Origin of the sequence: Rhizobium sp. 0TCS1.26 (genome assembly GCF_050455525.1) — a bacterium.
In the GTDB taxonomy this organism is placed as follows: Bacteria; Pseudomonadota; Alphaproteobacteria; order Rhizobiales; family Rhizobiaceae; genus Neorhizobium.
Window position 1 is genome coordinate 1,286,808 of sequence record NZ_JBCIYV010000001.1, and the last position, 23,461, is coordinate 1,310,268.

A 23,461-nucleotide genomic window follows, 5' to 3' on the forward strand; every position below is an offset into this window, starting at 1 on the left:
ACTATACACCGAGATATCGGTCCTGCAGTTCGGCCGTCAGTTGATCGGGCCGACCGGCCCAGGCATTGCGGCCGTTTTCGAGGATGACGCAGTGGTCCGCGACGGGCAGCAGTTCCGACAGTGTCTTGTCGACGACGAGAATCGACAGCCCGTCCGCCTTCAGTGTGCGGATCGCGCGCCAGATGTCCTGGCGGATCACCGGCGCGAGACCCTCGGTCGCCTCGTCGAGGATCAACAGCCGCGGATTGGTCATCAGCGCACGGCCGATAGCCAGCATCTGCTGCTCGCCGCCCGACAGGGATTTTGCCATCTGCGCATGGCGTTCTTGCAGGCGCGGGAAGAGTTCGTTGACGCGCTCCAGCGTCCAGCGACCCGGCCGCGCGGCTGCGACCAGGTTCTCGTAGACCGAGAGATTGGGAAAGCAGCGCCGGCCTTCCGGCACCAGCCCGACGCCGAGCCGTGCCACCTTGAACGGTGCCTGCCGCTCGGTGGTCTTGCCGTCGAAGAAGATGCGACCCGACCGCGGCGGCATGAGATTGCAGATCGACTTGATGGTCGTCGACTTGCCCATGCCGTTGCGACCCATCAGCGCCACGACCTCGCCTTCGCCGATGCGAAGCTCGACGCCGAACAGCGCCTGGCTGCCGCCGTAGAAAGTGGTGATATCCTGCACGTCGAGAAGCATCAGGCGTGATCTCCCAGATAGGCCTGGCGGACGATCGGGTCGTTGCGGATCTCGTCGACGCTGCCGGTTGCGATCACCCGCCCGTAAACGAGCACCGAGATCCGGTCGGCAAGCGCGAAGACAGCATCCATGTCGTGCTCTACCAGCAGGATCGGCGCTTCCTGCCGCAGCCCGTCGAGAAAGCCCGTCAGCACCTTGGAGCCTTCCGGTCCCATGCCGGCCATCGGCTCGTCGAGAAGGAAGGCTTTGACGTCGAGCGCCAATGCGATGGCGATCTCCAGCTGGCGCTTTTCGCCATGCGACAGTTCGGACGCCGGCACCTGGGCGCGGCTCGCAAGCCCCACCCGCTCAAGCCTGGCCATCGCCTCGTCGATCAGCGACCGATCGCGCATCACCGGCCGGAAGAACCGGAAGCTCGAGCCCTGTCCTGCCTGCACCGCCAGCATGACGTTGCGCAGCGCCGAGAACTCGCCAGCCAGCGACGAGACCTGGAACGTGCGCCCCAGACCGCGGCGGGCGCGTTGCGCTGCCGTCAGCGTGCCGATTTCCTCACCCGAAAGACGGATGCTGCCGGTGTCCTGGCGCAGCGTGCCGCAGATCTGGTGGATGAGCGTCGACTTTCCGGCGCCGTTCGGCCCGATCAGCGCGTGGATTTCGCCTGGCCGCAGGTCGATCGACACGCCGTCAGTCGCCTTCAGCGCGCCGAAGCTCTTGCGCAGGTCGTCGATGACGAGAACCGGATCAACCATGACGCACCTTTCCGGCAAGCAGCCCGACCAGTCCACCGCGGGCAAACAGGACTGTCGCCAGCAGGATGAGCCCGAGGAAGAACTGCCAGCGTTCGGTGATGCCGCCGAGCAGGTATTCGAAGATCACGTAGAGCGCTGCACCCGCGACCGGTCCCATCAACCTGCCCGTGCCGCCGAGAATGATCAGCACGATAAGCTCGCCCGACATGTGCCAGGACAGCATGGACGGGCTGACGAAGCGGTTGAGATCGGCATAGAGAGCGCCGGCGACCGCCGTGATCATGGCGGAGATGACAAAGGCCGTCAGCCGGATCGGCATCGGCGAAATGCCGATCGAGGCAACCCGCACGTCGTTCTGGCGGACGGCCTGCAGCGCGGCGCCGAAGCGCGAGGCACGGATCAGCGCCGAGATCGCGATGCCGACGATCAGCACCCCATAGCAGATGAGGAAGAAGTTCATCGGCCGCATGCTGTTGACGCCGGGGAACTGGTTGCGCACGACGATCGACAGCCCGTCCTCGCCGCCATAGGCGGGCCAGGAGATGGCGAAGTAGTAGACCATCTGCGCGAAGGCGAGCGTGATCATGATGAAGTAGACGCCGGACGTGCGCAGGCTGATGGCACCGATCGCAAGCCCCAGCAGGCCGGCGGCGACGATGGCGACCAGCCAGACGACGAGCATCTGCTTGGAGCCGGAGAAGCCGAAGAACATCGGATCGCCCGAAAACGCATGCGACGACAGGATGCCTGCGACGTAGCCGCCGACCCCGAAGAAGGCGGCGTGGCCGAAGGAGACAAGGCCGCCGAGCCCCAGCGCGATGTTGAGCCCGACTGCCGCCAGCGCCAGGATGGCGATACGGGTGGCCAGCGTGATGGTGAACGGCTGGCCGACGGCCTGGGCGATGAACGGCACCGCCATCAGCAGCGCCGCAAGCAGAATGTTGATGATGGTTTCGCGGGTCATGATGGCCATCTTCTCACCCCTGTGCCGGGAACAACCCGCGCGGCTTGACCGCCAGGATGATCGCCATCAGGATATAGATGAGCATTGAGGCCAACGCCCCGCCGATCAGGCCCGCCTGCGCCGGCGGCACGACCATCGCCAGACCCTGCGGCAGCAGGAAACGGCCCATCGTATCGACCACGCCGACCAGCAGCGCGCCGACAAGGGCTCCCTTGATCGAGCCGATACCGCCGATGACGATGACGACGAAGGCAAGGATCAGAACGGGCTCGCCCATGCCGACCTGCACCGATTGCAGCGCGCCGACCATGGCGCCCGCGAGCCCTGCAAGAGCGGCGCCGAGCGCAAACACCAGCGTATAGAGCGTGCGGATGTCGACGCCCAGAGCGCCGATCATCTCGCGGTCGCTTTCACCGGCCCGGATGCGCATGCCAAGACGGGTCTTGGAGATGAGCGCATAGAGACCGAAGGCGACCAGAGCTCCGGCAAGGATGATCGCCAGACGGTAGAGCGGATACTGCGCCCCGCCCGGCAGCCCGACGGCGCCCTGCAGCAAGACGGGAATGTCGAGATAGAGCGGGAAGGAGCCGAACAGCCAGCGCGTGCCTTCCGAAAAGATCAGGATCAGCGCAAAGGTCGCAAGCACCTGGTCCAGGTGATCGCGATCGTAGAGCCTGCGGATCACCGTGATCTCGATGATTGCCCCGGCAGCGGCCGCCGCCGCAAGGCTTGCGATGAGGCCGAGCCAGAAGGAACCCGTCCACGCCGCGACGCTTGCGCAGGCGAACGCGCCGACCATGTAGAGCGAACCATGGGCCAGATTGATCAGGCCCATGACGCCGAAGATCAGCGTCAGCCCGGCAGCCATCAGAAACAGCATGACGCCGAGCTGAACGCCGTTCAGCAACTGCTCGATTGCGAGAGCAAAGGTCACAAGACAGCCTTACTTCTTGCAGTCTTTCGCATAGGCATCGCCGTGATCGGTGAAGATCTTCTCGACGATCTTGTTGGTCAGCACGCCGCCGTCCTTCACCACTTCGGTCACGTAGATGTCCTGGATCGGGTGACGGTTGGTGTTGAACTTGAACTTGCCGCGCGGCGACTGGATGTCGGCCTTGTTGAGTTCTGCTGCGAAGGCCGCCGTATCCTTGACGCTGGCTTTCGAGGCAGCGGCAACGATCAGCTGGCCTGCGTCATAGGCCTGCAGCGCGTAGATCGACGGCAGGCGGTTGTATTCCTTCTGGAAGGCCGGCACGAACTTCTTGTTCGCCTCGTTGTCGAGGTCCTTCGCCCACTGGCCGGACGCCTTGGCACCCAGTGCCGCGTCGCCGATGGCCGGCAGAACGTCCTGGCTGAACGAGAAGCCCGGGCCCATGACCGGCGTCTTCACGCCCGACTGGGCATACTGCTTCATGAAGGCGATGCCCATGCCGCCCGGAAGAAAGGCGAAGACGCCGTCGGCGCCGGAGGCGCGGATCTGGGCGATTTCGGCAGCGTAGTCCGTCTGGCCGACCTGCGTGTAGACTTCGTTGGCGACAGCGCCCTTGAAGTAGCGCTTGAAGCCGGTCAGCGAATCCTTGCCCGCCGGATAGTTGGGGGCCATGATGAACATCTTCTTGTAGCCCTTGTTGGCGTATTCGCCCATGGCTTCGTGAAGATTGTCGTTCTGGTAGGCGGCGTTGAAATAGAGCGGATCGCACTTCTCGCCGGCAAGCGCTGCCGGAGCGGCATTCGTCGAGATGTAGAGCTTGCCCTGGGCAACTGCGCCCGGCACGACGGCCATGAGCAGGTTGGACCAGACGATACCGGTCAGGATGTCGACTTCATCGCTCTGGATCATCTTGTCGGCGATCTGCACGGCAAGTTCCGGCTTCTGCGCGTCGTCTTCGGTGACGACCGTGATGTCCTTGTTGCCGGACTGCTTGATCGCCAGCATGAACCCGTCGCGGGTATCGACGCCGAGACCGGCGCCACCGCCCGACAGCGTCGTGATCAGGCCGATCTTGACCGGTTCAGCCATGGCAAGCGTCGAGGAACCGAGCGCCAGAGCCAGCGTCGTGGCCTTCAGAATGGTCTTCATGTCATGCACTCCCGTTCTTTTTTGATGTTCCACTTATTATTATCGTCACGGCCAGGCCGTGCATTTCCGGCGCCAACCATAGCCGGACGGCACCAAACTTTCATAGTCGAAAGAAACCATCCACAGACAGCTTCAACGCCCGTCCATCCGCCGCCCGTTCGTCAGGCGGCACGACCCTGCTTCAGCCGGAATCGCTGGATCTTTCCGGACTCGGTCTTCGGCAGGCTGTCGGTGAAGATGATCGAACGCGGATACTTGTAGGGTGCTATGATGGACTTCACATGCTCCTGCAGCAGCTTGGCCAGTGCATCGCAGGCCTGGCTCTGATCGACCAGCACCACATGCGCCTGAACGACATGGCCGCGCTCTTCGTCGGGCACGCCGATGACCGCGCATTCCAGCACCGCTTCATGCTTCAGGACCGCTGCCTCGACCTCCGGTCCGGCGATGTTGTAGCCGGCGGAGACAATCATGTCGTCGGAGCGGGCGGCGAAGTGGAAGAATCCGTCCTCGTCCTGCGTGAAGCTGTCGCCGGTCAGGTTCCAGCCGTCGCGCACATACTCTTTCTGCCGGTCATCGGCCATGTAGCGGCAGCCGATCGGTCCCTTGACCGCCAGCCGCCCGACAGTGCCGCGCGGCACCTCGTTCATTTCCTCGTCGACAACCTTGGCCTGGTAGCCGGCAAGCGGCTTCCCGGTGCAGTAGGGCCTGGCATCGTCGAGGCGGTTGGAGATGAAGATATGCAGCATCTCGGTGGCGCCGATGCCGTCGAGGATCGGCTTGCCGGTCTTTTCCGTCCACTCTTCGAACACCGGACCCGGCAGGGTTTCCCCGGCCGACACCGCAATGCGCAGCGACGACAGGTCCGCCTTGCCGGCATCCATCGCCGCCAGCATTGCCCTGTAGGCGGTCGGCGCGGTGAAGCAGATGGTCGCCTTGTAGGTCTGGATGATCTCCATCATCTTCGGCGGCGTTGCATGTTCGAGAAGCGTTGCCGCCGCCCCGAAGCGCAGCGGGAAGATCGCCAAACCGCCCAGCCCGAAGGTGAAGGCGAGCGGCGGCGACCCGACGAACACGTCTGTCTCCGTCACGTTCAGCACTTCCTTCGCATAGGCATCGGCGATGATCAGCAGGTCGCGATGAAAGTGCATCGTCGCCTTGGCGATGCCCGTCGAACCAGAGGTGAAGCCGAGGAGCGCGACGTCGTCACGACCGGTCCTGACGGCCTCGAAGCGGACCGGCTTGTCGAGAGCGGCACGATCAAGCTCGGCGTCGTGATTGGCGGTTCCGTCGAAACCGATGACCTGCTTCAGATACTTGCTGTCCTTGGCGGCGGCCACCAGTTCGTCCATCAGCCGCGTGTCGCACAGCGCCATCGAGATCTCGGCCTTGTCGATGGTCTTTGCCAGCTCGCCGGCGCGCAGCATCGGCATGGTGTTGACCACCACGGCGCCGGCCTTCGTTGCCGCCAGCCAGCAGGCGACCATGGCCGGGTTGTTGGCCGAGCGGATCAGCACACGGTTGCCGGGCTTCAGGCCATAGTCTTCGGTCAGCGCGCGGGCGATGCGGTTCGTCCAGTCGGAGAGTTCCTTGTAGGTCCGTCGCCGACCGTTGCCGATCAGCGCGGTATGGTCGCCGAAACCCTTCTCGACCATGCGGTCCGTCAGCTCGACCGCCGCGTTGAGATACTCGGGATAGTCAAAGCCGTCGAGAAGAAGCTCCGGCCACTCACTCGGCGGCGGAAGGTTATCGCGCGCAAATGTATCCACATGACTGGTCGGTCCCAGCATCTGTATTCCCCTGTCTTGTCAGACACTCCAGAGCAAGTTCCTCTCTTGCTGCAGAATGCGGTGAGGCTGTTTCCGCCTCTTGATGAGCCAAGAATTGCACCGGAGCGGCGGACATGCAAGCTAGAAATTTTAAGCATGTAATATCTCATCATCGAGATGCGCTGGGCTACCTGCCGATATCCTTCGTCGTGCTCGGCGATCTGTGCCGGGCGGCCGTAAATTGGCGCCATTGCTTCAGGATTTCGGTGTAGAACGGTAAGGCGCGACACTTGCGGACGTGCCGCGCGGCATTTCAGGCTCGGATGGACTTATGGCGCAGACGGAAATCCACTTCACCGACCACGACATCGGCAGTGCCGGATTCGGCTTCTTCGCACAGATCAGGATGATGGCCGGCGCATTTTGGTCGTCGACGGTACGCCTCCGGGTGCTGGTCCTGACGTCTGCCCTGCTGGCAGTCATCCTTGCCACCGTCTTCGCCCAGTATCTCCTCAACAGCTGGAACACACCCTTCTACAACTCGCTGGAGCAGCGCAACCTCCCGGCCTTCCTTGAGCAACTGCGGGTCTTCGCGATGATTGCCGGATCGCTGCTGGTGCTGAACGTCGTGCAGGCGTGGCTCAACCAGATGACCGCCCTCTACATGCGCGAAGGTCTTTCGCGCGACCTCGTCGATCAGTGGATGAAGCCGCGGCGGGCGTTGAAGCTCGCCAATTTTGGCACGATCGGCGTCAATCCCGACCAGCGCCTGCACGAGGATGCCCGCAATTTTGCCGAACTGACGACGACGCTTGCCATCGGCCTCGTCAACTCCACCATTCTGCTGGTCAGCTTCATCGGTGTTCTTTGGGTAATTTCGGCCGACTTCGCCTTCACCATCGACGGCAGGAGCATCGCCATCCCCGGCTACATGGTGTGGGCGGCTCTCGTCTATGCCGCCACCGCCTCGATCCTCAGCAACCTCGTCGGCCGCCACCTGCCGGAGCTCAACACGCAGCGCTACTCGAAGGAAGCCGAGCTGCGCTTCGCCCTGATGCACGCCAACGAGAACCTGACGGCGATCACCCTGACCAATGGCGAGGAAAGCGAGCGCCGCCGCATCCAACAGGCGATCACCGCCGTCCTCATCCTCATCCGAAGACTGGCCGGCGCCTACACGAACCTCACCTGGGTCTCATCCGGCTTCGGCTGGCTGACGACGATCGCGCCGATCCTCATTGCCGCGCCGGTCTATTTCAGCGGCAGCCTCTCCTTCGGCGGACTGATGATGGCCGTCGGTGCCTTCAACCAGGTCAACACGGCGCTGCGCTGGTATGTCGACAACTTCCGGCCGATCGCAGACTGGAAGTCGGCACTCTACCGCGTCTCGGTCTTCCGCCGTGTAATGTGCGAGATCGACGATCATCACCAGGAGGGCGCCGATCTGCAGCTGGCAAACCGCACCGACCAGGCGATCGTGCTGAAAGACCTGGTGCTGGCGCCGGCTCCGTCAGCTTCCGGCGCCGAGCGGGGACTGCGGCTGGACGGCGAGTTCGTCATTGGCCAGGGAGAACGGGTGATGGTCAACGGCGATCCGGGCGCTAACCGCCATCTTCTGTTCCAGGCGCTTGCCGGCGTCTGGCCGTGGGGCAAGGGCGAGATCCTCCTGCCTCCGGCGCAGGACCTGTTGTTCGTTCCGCAGAAGGGCTATTTTCCGGATGCCACTCTGCGAGAAGTGATTGCCTACCCGCATGCCGCCGCCGCCTATCCTGACGCGCAGATGGCGCAAGTTCTGGAGACAGTGGGCCTTGGCCGTCTCCTTGAGCGGCTGGACGCGCGTGACAGATGGGACCGTGTGCTTGAGGAAGAGGACCAGGCACGCCTGCGGGTCGCGCACGCGCTGTTGATCCGGCCGAAGTGGATCGTCATCGACGATGCGTTGGAAACGCTCGACCCGGAGACGCAGAAGCAACTGATCGCCATCCTCGATGCAATGACCGAGACGACGATCATCTATATCGGGCGGTCCGAAAACTTCCTGTCCATCGGCCCGCGAGCCATCCATCTCCAGCCGCTCGGCGCGCCTCTCCCCTGACAGCCGTCAATCGAGCAGCGTGCGCAGCTGCACCGCGAGTTCCCGCGCCGTGTACGGCTTCTTCAGCCAGCTTCCATCGGCTGCCAGCTGCTGGCCGGCGACCTCCGGCTCGGCATAGCCGGAGGTAAACAGGATCTTGATGCCGGGCCGGCGCTGACGAACCCGTTCAGCAAGCTGGTCGCCGGACATGCCCGGCATTGCGACGTCGGTAAACAACAGAGCAACGTCATCCACCGTATCGATCAGCACCAGTGCCTCGGCGCCATTGGCGGCCTGGAAGACACGATAGCCGGCGCTTTCCAGGCGGGCGACGGCGATGCGCCTGACGCGCGGATCATCCTCGACGACAAGAATGGTCTCCTGCCCGCCCGGGATATCGGGCACCGCGATCGGGCTTTCCTCGTCCAGCGGAGGCGAAACAGTGTCCGCGGCAGCCGGCAGGAAAAGTCGTACGCTTGTGCCCTGCCCCGGCTGGCTGTCGATGTGGATATCGCCGCCTGACTGGCGCACGAACCCGTAGACCATGCTGAGGCCGAGACCGGTTCCGGCACCCGTGCTCTTGGTGGTGAAGAACGGCTCGAAGGCGCGCTGCTTGACGTCTTCGGCCATGCCGGCGCCCGTGTCGGAGACGCTGATCAGCACGTAATCGCCGGCCCGCAGTTGCGGGTACATCTGCAGATGATCGAAGTCGACGTGCGCGCGGCTGACCTCGATCGTCAGCTGTCCGCCATTCGGCATGGCGTCACGGGCATTCAGCGTCAGATTGAGGAGCGCGTTCTGCAATTGTGGCCCGTCGACGAGCGCCATGTTTCCGCCGCCTCTGAGGATAGTCCCGAGTTCGATCCTGTCGCCGATCGTGCGGCGGATAAGCTCTGAGAAGCTGGAGATCATCTGGCCAAGATCGGTCAGCCGCGGGTTGAGCGGCTGCCGTCGCCCGAACGCCAGCAGCTGGCCGGTCAGCTTGGCGCCGTCGTCCGTCGCGCCTTGCGCTTCCTGCAGCAGCACGCGCGCCTTCGGATCGCTGATCTTGTTCTCCAGCATTTCCAGATTGCCGCTGATGATCGTCAGCAGATTGTTGAAGTCGTGCGCCAATCCGCCGGTCAGCTGGCCGATCGCCTCCATCTTCTGCGCCTGGCGCAGCTCTTCCTCGATCTTGTGACGGCTGGTCAGGTCGCGGATGAAGCCGGTGAAGATCCGCTTGCCGTTGGAGATCGCCTCGCCGACCGCAAGCTCCATCGGGAAGGTCGAGCCGTCCTTGCGCAAGCCCTTGACCACCCGGCCGAGGCCGATGATGCGGCGCTGGCCGGTCGTCATGTAGTTGTGAATGTAGCGGTCGTGGCTGCCGCGGTCGGGCGCCGGCATCAGGATGCGGACATTGCTGCCCTCGACTTCGGCCGACGCGTAACCGAACAGCGCCTCGGCAGTCGACGAGAAGGAGGTGATGATGCCCGTCTCGTCGATAACCACCATGGCTTCAGGCACGGTCTGCAGGATTGACCGGAAATGCGCTTCCCGCACCGCCAGATCCTCCTGCACCGTGGCGGCGGCACGAAAGTCCTCGTTGATCTGCAGGATCACCGGCTGGTCGTCCACGGTCGTCATCAGCCAGCGACTGAGAACGGAGATCGGATGGCCATCCCTGTGGCGATATTCGAGGATGCTCTTCCAGGCGCCCTCGCGACGAACGGTCTCGACGATCGTCGCAATGGCGATGTCCGGCACCGGCGCCAGCAGATCGATGACGTGCAGGCCCACCGCTTCGTCCGCCGTCCAGCCGAACAGCGACTGGCTGCCGGCGCTCCACTGCAGGATCACGCCGTCGGTGCCGTGGGCGATGAGGTTGATCGGATCGAAGATCGAGATCAGGTGCGCAAGGTCGGGCAGCGGATCCCTGTTGCTGGCCGTGTCACCCATCTGGACGATTGCCTCCCTGCAGGCGGACATCTACTGCGGCCAGACGGCCTGGCGGGTTCTTGCGGCACTATCGCCGACGTCGTCATAACTATCGTCGTCCCCGCACAGCGCAAGCAGTTTTCCGGGCCTGGAGATGTCGAAGGCATGGCGGCCGTTCGGCGTGATGACGCCGCGCGTCACCAGCTTGGTAATGGTCCGAGATACCGTCTCGATAGTGAGCCCCAGATAGTCTGCCATGTCCTGCCGGCTCATCGGCAGTTCGACGATCCGGGCGATCTGCCGGGTGCCGTGCTTACGCCTGGCAAGCAGCAGCAGGAAGCTGCAGACGCGCTCCTCGGCGCTCTTGCGCGACAAGAGCACCATCTGCTCCTGGGCGGCGGCCATTTCGTCGCACATCAGCGAATAGAGCTGCGGGCGGAGCTCCGGAGACTGCTCGATGGCCTCCTGGAAGGCGCGCTTTGTCATTCGGCGCACCTTTACCGGCGTCACCGCTTCGGCGCTGTAAAGATAGACGTTCTTCAGCGACAGCCCCACCATGTCGCCGGCCGACAGGAAGCCGGTGATGACCCGTCTTCCATCGCCTATGATCTTGAAAATCCTCAAAAGTCCGTCGGTGATCTCGAAGACGTGCTGCGCCTTGTCGCCCTGCCAGAACAACCCCTCCCCGACATCCAGCATCTCGCGCGGCAGCGGTTGAAAAAGCTCTTCCAGTCGCGCCAGCTGCGGCTTCATGTTGGCTACCACGGCGAAACCGGCATGGGTTTGTGTGCTTGTCGTGAGCATGTCTGTCCCTCTGTCTGATGAGCTGACTATCCTCAGCGGCGGTGACAGGAGGATGCCCGGCATGTTACAAGCCGGCGCGATCGTGTAACGGCGTGTAACAGGAATGTCTCGGCGGGGCAGGCATGGCGAAAAGTGAAGGACGACCCGATCGTATTCTTGTCGTCGACGATGATGTCCGCATCCGCCAGATGGTCACGCGCTATTTCGAGGAGGAAGGCTTCCTCGTTCACGGCGCCTCGGATGGCGCCTCGATGCGTCGGACGCTTGCCGATCACCCGATAGACCTCATTCTCCTCGACCTCGTACTGCCCAACAGCGAGGACGGGCTGGCGCTGGCGCGCGAGGTTCGCGCCACGTCCGATGTACCGATCGTCATGCTGACCGGACGCGACGATGTCCTCGATCGCATCATCGGCATCGAGATCGGTGCCGACGACTACATCCCCAAGCCATTCCACCTGCGCGAAGTGCTGGCCCGGGTACGCAGCATCCTGCGCCGCCGGCGGCCGGTCGAGCCCGTCCGCGAGGATCTGTCGCAGGTGCTGGCCTTCGATGGCTGGCGTCTTGAGCTCAGCCGCCGTCGGCTGATGAACCCGGACGAGCAGGAGGTCGAGCTGACCACCGGCGAGTTCGACATGCTGACGGTGATGGTGCGCAATTCCGGCAGGGTGCTGACCCGCGAGATGCTGATGGACCAGACGCGCGGCCGTCAGCTGGAAGCCTTCGATCGGGCGATCGACGCGCAGATTGCCCGCCTGCGCAAGAAGATCGAGCTCGATCCGGCCCACCCGACGCTCATTCGCTCGGTGCGCGGCGTCGGTTACATCTTTACCGGCAATGCGACGGCGCCGATGGCGAGCAGCACCAGCTAGCCGGCCTCGCCTGCCGGTCCGCCTCCACCTGTCAGACGGTTTCCAGGACCGGCGTTTCCATCAGCGTTCCGGTGACCACATCGGCGATCCCGAGATCCGTCTGGTGCGGCCCGGCATTGCAGGCGAGCGTCGCGCCAAAGCAGGCCTTGAAGACCAGATAGGGCGGCTGCCAGTCGACGATCCGGTCCATCGCAGAACGGATCTCGGCAAAGCCGGCGCCGATCTCCGCCACGCCGCCATCCGACACCAGGCCGGCAAGCGGCAATGGCAGGATGGCCTGGACCGAACCGCCTGACGCGACCGCCAGCCCACCGCCGGCCTTGATCACGGCATTGGCGGCGGCGGCCATATCGACCGGATCCTGGCCGAAAACCGTCAGGTTGTGGCTGTCGTGCGAGACCGTGGTGGCGAAGGCGCCGCGCCAGCGCCCCCATCCGGTGAGGAACCCCACCCGCGGACGGCCGTCCGCCAGGCCATGGCGATGCGCGACCGCGATCAGCGTCGTCCCCTCGGGCGGCACCACGACGCCTTCGACGACGTCTGCGGTAATCTCGGACCACTGGGTAAAGCGCGGACGGTCGATCGTCGCGAGCCGCACCGAATGGCCGTCGGCCCGGACCTGGAAATCCTGAGGTGTCAACGGATCGAGCTTCACGGTCCCCGTCAGTGCCGCGGTATCGGTCGCCGTCGGCAGTGACAGGACCGCACCGCCGGCCGCCACCTCGCGTCCCGATACCAGGACCCTGCGTGCGGTGAACTGTTCGAGATCTTCGAAGACCACCAGATCCGCCCGCCGACCCGGAGCGATCACTCCGAGATCGTGGCGGCCGAGACGGCGCGCGCCGTTGATCGTCGCTGCCTGAAGCGCCCATTCGGGCCTCAGACCATACCGCACCAGGCGCCGCACCACGTCATCCAGGCCTCCCGCCGCATGCAGGTCGTCGGGAAACACGTCGTCGGTGCAGAGCGTGACGGTCTGCGGAAGATGTCCGAGCGTGTTGAGCGCCGCGACGAATTCCGGCAGCAGATGGTCGTGGCTGCCGCGCAGCTCGATCGTCAGCCCAGCCCGCAGTTTTTCCATCAGGTCGTCGGCCGAGACCAGTTCATGATCGGAACTGACGCCGGCGGTGACGAAGGCCTGCAGGTCGGCGCCCGAAAGCCCGCGCGCGTGGCCGCAGATCAGCTTGCCCTGATCGAGACCGGCCTGGATGATGCCCTGCATGCGGCCATCGCCTTCGATGATGCCGCGCATGTTCATCATCTCGGCGATCCCGGCGATATCCGGTCTCGCCAGCATCTCGGCCAGTTCCTGCGGTCCGAAATCGGCGCCGGCACGTTCAAGGCCCGGCGCCGAGGGCACTGATGATGGCGCCAGAAGGATCACCCGCAGCGGCAGGTCGATGACAGCGTCGGCCGCCCAGTCGACCCCGGCTGTGCCCAGCACGTTGCCGAACTCATGCGGGTCCCAGACCACTGTCGTCACGCCGCGCGGCACCACGGCGCGGGCATAGGCCGAGGGGGTCACCATCGAGCTTTCGATGTGCATGTGCGTATCGATCAGCCCCGGTGCGACGAAACCGCCGGCAGCGTTGATGACATTGCGCGCATCTGCGCGGGCGCCGGGTGCATGGACGCTGGCGATCAGCGGCCCGACGATGCCGATATCGGCCGGCCGAAGCTCTCCCGTCACCACATCGACGACGGTGCCGCCCTTCACCAGCACGTCGAAGGCACATTCGCCGCGCGCCGCCTGCACGGCACGGTGCCGCAGTTCGGGGAGGTTGAGGTCGAAGAGTTCGAAAGGACGGGTCATCGGCAGGCTTCGTTGTTGAATACGTCGAGAATGATCTTCAGCGCCGCGTCGGCCTTGATGTCGGCAGCATAGGAAGCGTTGAAGGGGGCGCGGAGGGGTCGGGTCTCGACAACCGTGCGTCCCCTTGTGTGCTGCCCCTGCAGCTCGATGTCGATGCGCGCCTGGCGCCAGACGACCAGATCGGGATGGACGAAGGCGACGGCAGCGACCGCGTCGTAGAGCGACATCGCCTGCCGGCCGCGCTGAACGGCGATATCGATGAAACCGGCCAGAAGGTCCGCCAGCAGTTCGGCATTGCGTCCGGACCCGGCGCGCACCGGAGCCACGTCGGCAGGTGCGGCCAGCACTTTCCGACAAAGGTCGAGGTCCACCATCTTGAGCGGCAGGCCGTGGGCGATGACGATCGCTGCCGCTTCCGGATCGGCGAACGCATTGAATTCGGCAGAGGCGGTGTGGTTGCCGCTGGTCACGCCGCCGCCCATCCAGACGAGTTCGTCGATACGCGCGGCAAGATCGGGTCGCGCGAGACAGAGGGCAGCGATGTTGGTGAGCGGGCCGAGCGCGAGGATGCGGCGGTGGCCGTCCGGCCCGGTCTCCAGCCAGCGGCAGAGCGCTGCGAAGGCATCCTGCGGGTGCAGGCTCACCGGCACGTCCGGCAGGCGCTTGCCGGCGGTCGGCATTCCGAGATCACCGAGGATGCTTTGCGCGGTTTCCAGGTGGCACAGCACTGGCAGCGACCGACCGCGATGCAAGGGGAACGGCCAATCGAAGGTTTTGGCGGCACTGGCGGCGTTGCGCTCGACCTGCGCCAGATCCGTATTGCCGAAGACCAGGGAGATGCCGTCGAGGGGGTCGCCGCAATGCCGTACCACGAGCACAGCCGCGATGTCGTCGAACCCCATGTCGGTGTCGATCCAGACGCCCATCACCGATCCCCGCAATCGAAAAATGCGCCGCGCGCGACGTCCTGGAAAGGACCTGAGACCAGGATCGCCACGCGCGACGGCCCGAACAGTCCCGCCGCTTGTGGGACAGGTCCGGGAGTTGCGGATTTGCCCGCTGGGGCAAGAATACGATGGAAGACGGAGAAGCTGAATATTTCAAGATGATGAAATACCCGAACCAAGGCATAAATAGGGCTGGCCGAGGCGACAGCGGTCAATCCCCAGGACGAGGACGAAGCGCCGCGGCGGACAGCATGGGGTGCGGGCATCAGCGACCTCCCGTTGAACTGGCTTGCCGACGTGTCGGGACTGGTCCGCAGGACTGGCGAACCACGAGTGTCATCGGCACGTTGGGCTGCTCGGAGACGATCGTTCCGAACGCCGAGGTGACGGTGCGGGAGGTTGCCGCGATCGCTTGCGTCAGCGACCCTATCGCGATGGCGGCGATCTGCACAATGTCCATGCGCATCGTCGTCAGCGGCGGCGTGACGACGGACGACCAGATAAGGTCGTCGAAACCGGTCACCGTGACCTGGTCGGGGACCGTGATCCCGGCTCCCTGCAATTCGGTGAGTGCCCGCAGCGCGATCAGGTCCGAAAGGGCTGCAAAGGCGGTCGTCCCCTCCGCAACCCAGGCGCCGAGACCAAGCGACGTGCCGCTTTCGCTCCGCGTATCGAGACCGTCGAGCCAGACGACATCCACCACCGCCTGCGCACCGAGCCCCTGCTTCAGGCCTGCGACACGGTCCGCCTGGACGTTGGAGAGCGGACTTCCCGCCAGAATGACGACCTGACGATGGCCGAGCGCTGCCAGATGAGCGCCCATCTGTCGGCCGCCGTCCAAGTGATCGGCAGCAACGGTGTTGCCCGGCGTCGAGGGGGAATCGATGACTGCGACGGGGCAGTTCACGCCGGTTACGCTGGTGCCGCGCCGGGGGATGACCACCAAGCCGTCGACACCGCGCTCCGTCAGGCGGGCGATGGCGTCGGCCTGCGCCTCCGTCTCGCCGCGTGAATCGCCGATCAGCACGCCGTAGCCCTTCGTCGAGGCAGCCCGCTCGATCGCCTGGGCGATCTGCGGAAACAACGGATTGGCGATATCCGGAAGCACCAGCCCCAGCACGCCGCTGCGACCGGTGCGGAGGGCACGGCCGGCGACGCTTGGCACGTACCCCAACTCGTCGGCCAGCGTGCGGATCCGCTGCGCAAGCTCCGGCGATACGCGCCCCTTGCCGGATAGCGCATTCGAAACGGAGGCGATGGACACGCCGAGCGTTTCGGCAATCCGCGCCAGTTTGGGCTTTTCCGGCGTCATTCGGGGACCAAGGCTGGTTAATCGTTTAATCGATACCGGCAATTTTCTTGAGTGTCGAGCCGCCGTCGGGCATTGCTCACAGCATTCACCTTCAAGCGGCAGGAACCGTTACCCAGGGTTCGGCCGAACGAGCTTCCGGACGACCTTTTCAACATCTAGCCGAATTCCAGACTAATATTTCTTGCCGGCCCACTGCCGGAAGTGGCAACTGAGGCAACCGATCCGACGTCTGATCGCGATGCATGGATCGCGACCATGGAGCTCACGCATGACCCTGTCGCAGGTGCAAGAGGCCGACCGCCGCACCGCTCACCCGGCCCGTATGGAACCGCTGGCAAAGCTGCCGGTGTTCTATTCGCTTGCCGGCAGGCGCGTTGTATTGGCTGGCGGCTCGGAAGGCGCTGCGTGGAAAGCGGAACTGCTGGTCGCCTGCGGCGCGATGGTCGAGGTCTACTCTCCCCTGCACGAGCTTTCGGACACCTTCCGCGACATGCTCTCGGCCGAGGGCGAGAAGACGGAGCCGGCTCTCCGGCATCATGACAGCCCCTGGCATATCGGCATCTTCGACAATGCCGCCATCGCGCTCGCCGACTGCGAGACGAACGACGAGGCCAAGGCCTTCTACTGCGCGGCAAAGGCGGCCGGCGTTCCCGTCAACGTCATCGACAAGCCGGCCTTCTGCGACTTCCAGTTCGGCTCGATCGTCAACCGCTCGCCGGTGGTCATCGCGATCTCGACCGACGGTGCGGCTCCTATCCTTGCACAGGCGATCCGCCGCCGCATCGAGACGCTTCTTCCGCCGGCGCTGAAAACCTGGGCCGAGATAGCCCAGAACATCCGCGACGCCATCAATCGCCGGCTCCAGCCGGGCACCGAACGCCGCACCTTCTGGGAAGCGTTTGTCGATCGGGTATTTCGCGAGGCGCCGGTCGACGGCGTTGCCGAGCGGCTGATCGCGGATGCCGGACGTGTTTCGCAAGGATCCCGTGGCCAGGCAGCCGGAAGCGTGACGCTGGTCGGAGCCGGACCGGGCGATGCCGAACTGCTGACCTTGAAGGCGGTGCGGGCGCTGCAGGCTGCCGATGTCATCCTGTTCGACGATCTGGTTTCCGCCGATGTCCTGGAGCTTGCGCGCCGGGAAGCCAAGCGCATGCTCGTCGGCAAGCGCGGCGGCCGGGAAAGCTGCAAGCAGGAAGATATCAATGCGACGATGATCGCGCTCGCCAAGGCCGGCAAGCGTGTCGTGCGGCTGAAATCCGGAGACCCGATGATCTTCGGTCGTGCCGGCGAGGAAATCCGCAGCCTTCGCAGTGAAGGCATCCCGGTCGAGGTGGTGCCTGGTGTCACGGCCGCCACCGCCATGGCGGCGCGGCTCGGCGTCTCGCTCACCCATCGCGACCACGCCCAGTCGGTCCGCTTCGTCACAGGCCATTCACGGAAGGGCGAACTGCCCGCCGACATCAACTGGTCCACACTCGCCGATCCGACTGTCACCACCGTCTTCTACATGGGCGGGCGCACCGCTCCCGCGATCACCGAGAGACTGACGGCGCATGGCATGCCGGCAGCCACTCCTGCCGTCATCGTCAGCGCCATCGCCCGCGACGACGAACAGCGCTGGGTCGGCACGCTTGGCGAGATGCCGCTGGCAATGGCGAGGATCGGCTACGAGAACCCGGTGCTGATCGGTATCGGCGATGCTTTCGTCGAGGCGCAGCGCCAGCCCGGCTATGTGGATCTCGATCCCGAGACGGCCCAGGCCGTTCGCCGGTCGAGCGTCTAGCGTCGGCTCTGCTTGGGACGTTCGCTGGCCAAGGCTTTCGCCACCTCCTTGACGAGCGCGGCTTGCTTCAGCTCGTCGATCGTCAGCGACAGTTTCGGCCGCCAGTTCGGATAGCTGGCGCTGGTGCCGGGCACATTCGTCGGATTTTCCTCCTTGGTCAGATCCGCCAGCCGGACCGCCAGCAGCATCGACGGCGTGCGGGCAAGCAGCCGGTGCAGGCTGACCGTCAGCCGGTCCAGGTCCGCATCCTCCAGGCCTTCGCTGCGGGGATCGGGTGCCGGAAGCCGCTCGGCCTTCAACAGCCTCGCCAGGTCAGCGAGCTCGACGGTGCGGGCCTTCAAATCCTTGTCCGCCGTCGCCTGCGGTACCAATCCATGCTCGGCCCGCATGGCGATGTCGGCGCCGCGCCACCAGCCACCGAGCGTCTGGTGATCATGCGTCGACACGCAGGCAAGTGCGAGTGAGGGGTAGTTCTTCGGCGGGATGAAGCCCTTGTCGCTTCGCTCGTAGGAGAAGATGCGGTAGGAGAGCAGCCGTGCCTTTTCCAGATCCTTGCGAAGCCCCGCCGGCAGATTGCCAAGATCCTCGCCGATCACCAGGCAGTGGTGATGATGCGAGGCGTCCGACAGCACCTGCAGCAGAGCCTCCTTCGGGTAGTTCACATAGGCGCCATCCGCCGGGGATGCATCGAAGGGCACCAGGAACAGCCGGCTGAGGGCGGCCGCATGATCGATGCGGATCGCCCCGGCATAGCGCATGGCGGCATCCAGCATCACCCGGTAGGGAGACTGGTCCCCGGCAGCGATGACGGACGGCAGGAACGCCGCCAGCCGCCAGTCCTGACCATCGACGGCCCACGGATCCGGCGGACCGCCAATGCTGGCCGAGGACACGTAGATATCCGGCTCGCTCCAGGTGGCGGAACCATCCAGCGCTTCGCCGACGGCAAGATCGAGGTAGAGGCCGATCTGCAGGCCGGCCTCTCGGCAGGCCTCGGCGGACTGGGTCAGTTGCACATGGGCGACCCATTGCAGCCAGCTGTGGAACTCGATCTCGTCGGTTCGCGACTGGGCAAAATCCTGCACAGCCGGACTGTCCGGCGACTGCAGCTCCGCCGGCCATTGCCGCCAGCCGATCGAGCCCTTGCCCGCAGCGCTGTGGGCCGACAATGTCTCGAACACCGCATGCAGCCGCAGCGACCGCCCGCCATCCGTCTGGAAGGTTTCGAACGCATCCGCCTCATAGGGTGCCTTCGCACCACCGCCGCTGCGCCATGCCTGCCACAGCCTGCGCAGTTCCTGCAGCTTGACGTCGGCAACCGCGGCGTAGTCGATCAGGTCGGTCTGGCGCAGACGCTCAAGCTCCTTTGCCAGCGCGTCGCGCGGCTGGAAGCCGGGCACCTGATCGACGGCGATGTAGAGAGGGTTCAGCCAACGTCTGTTCGACGGCTCATAGGGGCTGCAACGGGCCGCATCCGCGAGGAAAGGCGCATGCAGTGGATTGAGGCCGATGAAATCGGCGCCCATCTCACCGGCGATCCCGGCCATCTCCCAGAGATCGGCGAAATCGCCGATCCCCCAGTTGCGCGACGACCGCAGCTCGTAAAGCTGCAGCGACAGACCCCAGACGCGCCGGTCGGCAAGCACCTGCGGCAGGAAGCAGATCGGTCCATCCGGCACCGTCTCTCCATCGACTGAGACGTTAAGCGCCGCAAGGATCCGCCGCTTCGTCTCCGTCGAGATTGGTACCTCCGTGCCGTCCGGCTCCGGCCTCGTGAAGGCGATGCCGTGCTTGCGCGCCAGATCGTCCAGTCGTGATGCCTGCGGATCGGCCGGCTTTCGTTTCGCTTTCGCCTTCGGTTTCCGATCAGCCATCGACAAGGCTCCAGGCCAGCGACCAGGGATCGGCCGCCTGTCCATCGATGCGGCCGATATCGTAGATGATCTCGCCGTCGATCGGCTGAGACAGGCGAGCCGGCTTGCCGCTCAGGTTTGCCTGCAGCTGCAGTCGCTTGTCCGCCAGGTGCCATTCGACGAACAGCGCCTCGCCCTGCTGGGCGTAACGACCGACATTGCCGCCGACGCCGCGCATCAGCGGCACGATCCGGTCGCGGCGCAGATTGAGAAGCGTCCGGTAGAAGTCGAGCATCGCGGTACCGGCACCGGAGCCCAGCTTCGACCAGTCGAGCTTGGCGCTGTTGAACGTCTCGCGGCTGGTCGGATCCGGCAGATCCTCGGCATCGAAGCCCGGCAGACGCGACAGTTCTTCGCGACGCCCCTTGCGAACCTTCTCGTTGAGATCCTCGTTGAAGTCGCAGAAGAACGGAAACGGCTCCGCCGCCCCCCATTCCTCGCCCATGAACAGCATCGGCAGCTGCGGCGCCAGCAGATAGACGGCCGCCACCGCCTTCAGCGGTTCGAGCGGCTGCGATGCGATCATCCGATCGCCAAGTGCGCGGTTGCCGATCTGGTCGTGGTTCTGGATGAAGGAGATGAACGCGGTCGGCGGCAAGTGGGCGCTCGGCGTACCGCGCGTCTCGCCGCGGTACTCCATCATCTCGCCCTGGAAGACAAAACCCTCTGCCAGCGCCTTGGCGGTCTTTTCCGGGCGCTCTTCGGAATAATCCTTGTAGTAGCCGAATTCTTCGCCGGTGGCGGCGATGTGCAGCACGTGGTGGATGTCGTCGTTCCACTGTGCGGTGAACAGCGGCGCTTGTCCGTCTGCATCGCGCGTCAGCAGGTCGCTGTTGTTGTCCTCGTTCTCGACGACGAGGTGAACGTGCCGCTCGCCGGCTGCTTCGCGGACGCGGCGCGCAAGCTCGCGTAGGACATGCTCCTCCTTGTCGTCCTTGATCGCATGCACGGCATCGAGGCGCAGCCCGTCGAAGCGGAAGTCCCGCGTCCAGTAGATGGCGTTCTGGATGACGAATTCGCGCACCGGCATCGAATCCTCGCCATCGTAGTTGATGCCGTTGCCCCACGGCGTCTTGTGGTGCTCGGTGAAGATCGGCGCATAGGCCGGCAGGTAGTTTCCGTCGGGTCCGAAGTGATTGTAGACGACGTCGAGGAACACGCAGATGCCCCGTTCGTGCGCGGCATCGACTAGCGCCATCAGATCCTCAGGCCGGCCGTAGCTGCTTTCCGGTGCATAGGGCATGACGCCGTCGTAGCCCCAGCCGTAATTGCCCGGGAAGTCGCCGATCGGCATGATCTGCAGCGCCGTCACGCCGAGGTCGCGCACGTGGTCCAGCCGCTCGATGGCCGCGAGGAACGTGCCTTCGGGTGTGAAGGTGCCGATGTGCATTTCATAGAACACCAGCTCCTCGACTGGCCGACCGCGCCAGTCCGGATGACGCCAGCTATAGGCCTGAAGATCGATCACCTCGCTCGGTCCGTGGACGTCCTGCGGTTGGTGCCGGGAAGCCGGATCGGGAACCGTCAGCCCGTCCGGCAGCACGAACGAATAGCGGGTCCCGACACCGGCGCCGTTGACGCTCAGCTCGTGCCATCCCGAGCTGGAGGGCTGCATATTCCGCAGCTCCTGGCCCTCGATCTTCAACTGCACGCGATCATATTGCGGCGACCAGAACCGGAACAGCGTCGACGAGGACTGGAGCACAGGGCCGAACAGGAAGTCAGTCAAGCGTTTGAACCTTTTATGTGGGAGGACCGCGTGTGTAACTCGCGCCCAGACGAAAGGTTTCCCGGCAGTTCGCCGCCGCGTCATGTTGCTGCACCGCACAGCAGATGGGCAAATCGATCAGGTCTGCTGGAAGGTTGGCGACGGAACCGTCGGACAGTCAGGCTGGCCAGCGCCGCGCAAGCTTTGTCCTGAAATGTTACACATCATCTTCGCGCCAGCCGACACCCCAAGAAGACCAAAGCGTGCCGCGCACGAGATGAATATTTAACGTCATTTCCGAGGGTACAATGGCAACAATTACATTCGCGAATACCAAAGGTGGCGCCGGCAAGACCACCGTCGCTCTGCTGCTTGCCGCCGAACTTGCCCAGCGCGGCCTGCGCGTTGCGCTTCTCGATACCGATCCGCAGCAGTGGATTAGCCGCTGGGACGGGCTGGACGAACGACCCGCCGGCTTCACGGTCGTTTCGCGCGTCACGGAAGACACGATCGAAGCCGAAGTGAAGGCGTTGAAGAAGAAGATGGATCACGTCCTGATCGACGTCGCGGGCGGTCTCTCGCCGCTGCTCGCCAAGGCGATCGGTCTTTCGGACCGGGTGATGATCCCGGTGCAGGGCTGCGCCATGGACGCGGTCGGCGGTGCCCAGGTTCTGCAGATCCTCAAGGCGCTGGAAGCGGAATGCGCCATCACGATCCCGCACTCGGTGGTGCTGACGCGGATCAATTCGATCATCACCACCCGGGCGATGACGGCGGTGAAGGCGATGCTTGCGAAGCAGCAGGTGCATGTGCTGGAGACGGCGCTGATCGAACGGGCCGCCTACCGCGACATGTTCGTCACCGGCGGCACGCTCTACGGCATGGATCCGCAGCGCGTCAGCAACCTCGACAGGGCACAGGAGAATTCCCGGCAGCTGGCCACAGAACTGCTGGCCCTTCTGCCGGTAAAGCCTGCCAAGCCGAAAGCCGCCAAGCCCGTCGCCGCTGCCGGTGAGACGGAGAAGAAGCGTCGCTCGCCTGCCCGCGCCGCCAATACGGCCGACGCCGCAACGCCGGCCAAGCGCAAGACGGCGGCCTGAACCGCCTCAGAACCAATAAGTAAGACGCCCGCGGTCGGGCGGGCGTCTTGTCTCCTCAGGATCTGCTTCGCTGTCAGCCCTTCAGCGTGATCGACAGCGAGGCGCCGCCGAGCGCGGCAGTGACCTCGGATGGCGCAGTGATATATGGCGCCCCGGACAGCGTTCCGGTCGTCACCACCTGTCCCTTCCGCAGAAGGCCGCCGTTGAAGGTTGGCAGTCCGCGGTTGGCACAGGCGACCACCGCTGCCAGCGGATCGGCGTCGGGGTGTTTGGCAGGCCCGTCGAACAGCGCGATCGCGCCGTTGGTCAGCGTCAGGCCGCCCAGATCGGCGCCGGCATCCAGCACGTGCCGGTCCAGTTCCGGTCCGAGCACGTAACCGACATTGCTCATCATGTCCGACAGCAGCAGCGGATAGGCGTCGCCCGCACCGTCGATGTAGCGGGAGCGGACAAGTTCGATGCCGATCGCCACCTTCTCGACGGCAGCCTGGACCTCTTCGCGGGTATAGGGCGTACCGCGCGGCGGCAGGTCCTGCCCGAGCGTCATCGCCAGTTCCACCTCGATGCGGATGCCCGGCGCGAAGGCAAACTCGCGGGCGCTTTCAACGAAGATCAGCGGCGCGCCGAACAATTGCCCGTCTCGCAGCGAGAACTTGTAGCCTTGCGGCTGGGAGACCCCGAGCTTGTCGAGAATGGCCGCCTGTACGGCATAGGCGCCCTGGACGTCCGGCACGACGAGATTGGTCTTGTCGACCAGTCCACCGGTGGCGATCGCTTCGGCGAGCAATCCCGCCAGGTGATCCGTGTCTTCCATCATATCGGCAGTTTCCTCCATCAGACGTTTGTCGCCGATCCCTTGATTCGCATGTTGCGAAGGGCGCTTCAACCCGGCAGCGGTCGCTAAACTCGGATCTCAGCACCTTGAACGGAAACGGCGCCGGCAGGGTTGCCGGCGCCGCTATCGGTGGGTGGAG

General features: G+C 64.6%; 18 protein-coding genes. 4 read left to right on the top strand and 14 right to left on the bottom strand.

The genetic code is table 11. The features are described from left to right. Position 1: 1 nt before the first annotated feature. From AAIH46_RS06380 to AAIH46_RS06405, 6 genes are all read right to left on the bottom strand, one after another. Entirely contained in the window at positions 2 to 685 is a 684-nt protein-coding gene (locus AAIH46_RS06380; protein WP_430304810.1) for an ABC transporter ATP-binding protein, read from the bottom strand. Then, complete coding sequence (locus AAIH46_RS06385; RefSeq protein WP_430304812.1) at positions 685 to 1,434, bottom strand: ABC transporter ATP-binding protein; 750 nt, start codon at positions 1,432 to 1,434, stop codon at positions 685 to 687. The genes AAIH46_RS06380 and AAIH46_RS06385 overlap by 1 nt, the downstream gene beginning before the upstream one ends. Continuing rightward, complete coding sequence (locus AAIH46_RS06390) at positions 1,427 to 2,398, bottom strand: branched-chain amino acid ABC transporter permease (RefSeq protein WP_430304813.1); 972 nt, start codon at positions 2,396 to 2,398, stop codon at positions 1,427 to 1,429. The genes AAIH46_RS06385 and AAIH46_RS06390 overlap by 8 nt, the downstream gene beginning before the upstream one ends. A gap of 13 nt (positions 2,399 to 2,411) precedes the next feature. Then, entirely contained in the window at positions 2,412 to 3,332 is a 921-nt protein-coding gene (locus AAIH46_RS06395; RefSeq protein WP_430304814.1) for a branched-chain amino acid ABC transporter permease, read from the bottom strand. Between the two features lie 9 nt (positions 3,333 to 3,341). Continuing rightward, positions 3,342 to 4,478: an ABC transporter substrate-binding protein gene (locus tag AAIH46_RS06400; RefSeq protein ID WP_430304815.1), complete on the bottom strand. Its 1,137-nt coding sequence runs from the start codon at positions 4,476 to 4,478 to the stop codon at positions 3,342 to 3,344. 161 nt (positions 4,479 to 4,639) lie between these two features. After that, on the bottom strand, positions 4,640 to 6,268 hold the full coding sequence (locus AAIH46_RS06405; RefSeq protein WP_430304816.1) for an AMP-binding protein: 1,629 nt from the start codon (positions 6,266 to 6,268) through the stop codon (positions 4,640 to 4,642). 310 nt (positions 6,269 to 6,578) lie between these two features. Between AAIH46_RS06405 and AAIH46_RS06410 the strand changes: the two genes are divergently transcribed. Next, a complete protein-coding gene (locus AAIH46_RS06410; protein WP_430304818.1) occupies positions 6,579 to 8,342 on the top strand; it encodes an ABC transporter ATP-binding protein/permease in 1,764 nt (587 codons plus the stop codon). Positions 8,343 to 8,348: 6 nt separating this feature from the next. Here the strand turns inward: AAIH46_RS06410 and AAIH46_RS06415 are convergent, their stop codons facing one another. Beyond that, positions 8,349 to 10,256 carry a PAS domain S-box protein gene (locus AAIH46_RS06415; RefSeq protein ID WP_430304819.1) on the bottom strand — a complete coding sequence of 636 codons (1,908 nt, stop codon included), beginning with the start codon at positions 10,254 to 10,256 and terminating at the stop codon, positions 8,349 to 8,351. Between the two features lie 30 nt (positions 10,257 to 10,286). Further along, positions 10,287 to 11,039 (bottom strand): Crp/Fnr family transcriptional regulator, encoded by a 753-nt coding sequence (locus tag AAIH46_RS06420; protein ID WP_430304820.1) that lies wholly within the window; start codon positions 11,037 to 11,039, stop codon positions 10,287 to 10,289. Positions 11,040 to 11,161: 122 nt separating this feature from the next. Between AAIH46_RS06420 and AAIH46_RS06425 the strand changes: the two genes are divergently transcribed. Continuing rightward, positions 11,162 to 11,911 (top strand): response regulator, encoded by a 750-nt coding sequence (locus tag AAIH46_RS06425; protein ID WP_430304821.1) that lies wholly within the window; start codon positions 11,162 to 11,164, stop codon positions 11,909 to 11,911. Positions 11,912 to 11,942: 31 nt separating this feature from the next. On the opposite strand, the gene AAIH46_RS06430 is transcribed toward AAIH46_RS06425, so the two are convergent. From AAIH46_RS06430 to AAIH46_RS06440, 3 genes are all read right to left on the bottom strand, one after another. Then, positions 11,943 to 13,724 (bottom strand): adenine deaminase, encoded by a 1,782-nt coding sequence (locus AAIH46_RS06430; RefSeq protein WP_430304822.1) that lies wholly within the window; start codon positions 13,722 to 13,724, stop codon positions 11,943 to 11,945. Next, entirely contained in the window at positions 13,721 to 14,650 is a 930-nt protein-coding gene (locus tag AAIH46_RS06435; protein ID WP_430304823.1) for a nucleoside hydrolase, read from the bottom strand. The genes AAIH46_RS06430 and AAIH46_RS06435 overlap by 4 nt, the downstream gene beginning before the upstream one ends. A gap of 286 nt (positions 14,651 to 14,936) precedes the next feature. Then, complete coding sequence (locus AAIH46_RS06440) at positions 14,937 to 15,983, bottom strand: LacI family DNA-binding transcriptional regulator (RefSeq protein ID WP_430304824.1); 1,047 nt, start codon at positions 15,981 to 15,983, stop codon at positions 14,937 to 14,939. A 268-nt stretch (positions 15,984 to 16,251) separates the two neighbouring features. Between AAIH46_RS06440 and cysG the strand changes: the two genes are divergently transcribed. Beyond that, the gene (gene cysG, locus AAIH46_RS06445; RefSeq protein WP_430304825.1) at positions 16,252 to 17,766 is read left to right on the top strand and encodes a siroheme synthase CysG; all 1,515 of its coding nucleotides are present in this window, start codon (positions 16,252 to 16,254) and stop codon (positions 17,764 to 17,766) included. Here cysG and malQ read toward each other — a convergent pair. Together malQ and treZ are read right to left on the bottom strand one after the other, a co-directional pair. Further along, entirely contained in the window at positions 17,763 to 19,640 is a 1,878-nt protein-coding gene (gene malQ, locus AAIH46_RS06450) for a 4-alpha-glucanotransferase (protein WP_430304826.1), read from the bottom strand. The genes cysG and malQ overlap by 4 nt on opposite strands. Then, complete coding sequence (gene treZ, locus AAIH46_RS06455) at positions 19,633 to 21,408, bottom strand: malto-oligosyltrehalose trehalohydrolase (protein WP_430304827.1); 1,776 nt, start codon at positions 21,406 to 21,408, stop codon at positions 19,633 to 19,635. Before treZ ends, malQ begins: the two co-directional genes overlap by 8 nt. A gap of 287 nt (positions 21,409 to 21,695) precedes the next feature. Here treZ and AAIH46_RS06460 point away from each other — a divergent pair, with 287 nt between their 5' ends. After that, positions 21,696 to 22,487: an AAA family ATPase gene (locus AAIH46_RS06460; protein WP_430304828.1), complete on the top strand. Its 792-nt coding sequence runs from the start codon at positions 21,696 to 21,698 to the stop codon at positions 22,485 to 22,487. A 73-nt stretch (positions 22,488 to 22,560) separates the two neighbouring features. Here the strand turns inward: AAIH46_RS06460 and AAIH46_RS06465 are convergent, their stop codons facing one another. Beyond that, positions 22,561 to 23,304: a hypothetical protein gene (locus tag AAIH46_RS06465; RefSeq protein WP_430304829.1), complete on the bottom strand. Its 744-nt coding sequence runs from the start codon at positions 23,302 to 23,304 to the stop codon at positions 22,561 to 22,563. Positions 23,305 to 23,461: the final 157 nt, after the last annotated feature.